This is a genomic window from Mesorhizobium sp. M4A.F.Ca.ET.020.02.1.1, from assembly GCF_004022645.1.
GTDB lineage: Bacteria > Pseudomonadota > Alphaproteobacteria > Rhizobiales > Rhizobiaceae > Mesorhizobium.
The window spans coordinates 1-1,308 of sequence record NZ_RZOI01001111.1; the positions used below are offsets into that span (position 1 = coordinate 1).

A 1,308-nucleotide genomic window follows, 5' to 3' on the forward strand; every position below is an offset into this window, starting at 1 on the left:
ATCGTCGTGCCATTCTGCAGCTGGCGGAGCGCGGCGCGCGTCACCGCTTCGGGCGCATGGCCGCACATGCCGCCGGTGTCGCCCAGCGCGAAGTCGACATAGTCGTGCCCGTCGATGTCCGTGATATGCGCGCCGCGCGCCGAAGCGGCATAGACCGGGAAGCCGCCCGCCCAGCGGCGCATCCAGTGCGACGGGCCGCCATAGAGGAAATGCGTCTTGCCTTCCTCCCAGGCCGCCGCCGAGCGCGGATGGGTGGCGAGGAACCGCGCCTGCTCACGATCGAGGAGATCCTCGACGATCGCGGGCTGCAAATCGCTTCTGATGGCGTCCGTCACGGCGCTGACCTCTCCTCGGAATTTGAAACAGCGGGCATCAGGTCGCCCAAGTCGGATCGCTATATGAACCGACGTTTCGTATGTTATAGCCACCTTGCAAGCTGAAATCACGGCTGTCAAGTTAATTCACATGCGAAGTATCTTGGAGGAGACATCATGAGCACTGTGGGCAAGGCAGCGTCGCTGCTCGAATTGTTCACGCTTCGCGAGCCGGAGATAGGGCTGTCCGATCTGGCCCGCCGGGCGGGTCTCGACAAGGCGACGACGCGGCGCCTTCTGATGGCGCTCGCTGACCATCGGCTGATCGAGCAGGAGCCGCAGAGTCGCCGCTACCGGCTTGGTGCTGGCCTGTCGCGGCTCGCCAGAATCCGCGACGCGCATTTTCCGTTCGTGCGTATCGCCGCGCCCTTCATCCGCGAACTGTCGCTCGAGACCGGCGAGACCGTGCATCTGTCGGAATTCAGCGCTGGCGCGCTGCTCACGCTGCATGTCGAGCTGTCGGCCAAGGCCAACCGCGTCAATGTCGATGTCGGCCAGGTGCTGCCGCTGCACGGCACGTCCTCGGGCATCGCCTTCCTGGCCGCGTCGCGGCCCGACGTGGTGGGCGCCTATCTCAAGAAACCGCTGCATGCCTTCACCGAGCATACGGTGACGCAACCAGGCGACTTTTCGCGAGCCATAGCCCTTGCTGCGGTACGCGGCTACTCACGCAGTGCTCAGGGCTATGAAGAGGGCGTGCACAGCGTCGGCGCCGCTGTCATCGGCGCCGACGGGCAACCGATCGGCACCCTGGCGGTCGCCTCGCCCATTTCGCGCGTCGACAATGCGGTGGCCGCCGGCCAGGGCGAGGCGGTGAGCAGGACTGCGCGACTGATAGCGGCGCGGCTGGCCGGCGAAGGATAGACCGTTCGGCCGTTGCCGTGCTGATGATTAGCGTGTTAACTTGTTTGCCGTGGAAGGACGGAGATGGAGG

At 65.3% G+C, this 1,308-nt stretch carries 1 protein-coding gene and 1 pseudogene; one reads left to right on the plus strand and one right to left on the minus strand.

Annotation, left to right across the window (positions count from 1 at the left end; genetic code table 11):
* Nucleotides 1-335 (minus strand): annotated as a pseudogene (locus tag EN742_RS35260) (aspartate aminotransferase family protein); the annotation flags it as partial.
* Between the two features lie 156 nt (nt 336-491).
* Between EN742_RS35260 and EN742_RS35265 the strand changes: the two are divergent.
* On the plus strand, nt 492-1,238 hold the full coding sequence (locus EN742_RS35265; protein ID WP_128333903.1) for an IclR family transcriptional regulator: 747 nt from the start codon (nt 492-494) through the stop codon (nt 1,236-1,238).
* Nucleotides 1,239-1,308: the final 70 nt, after the last annotated feature.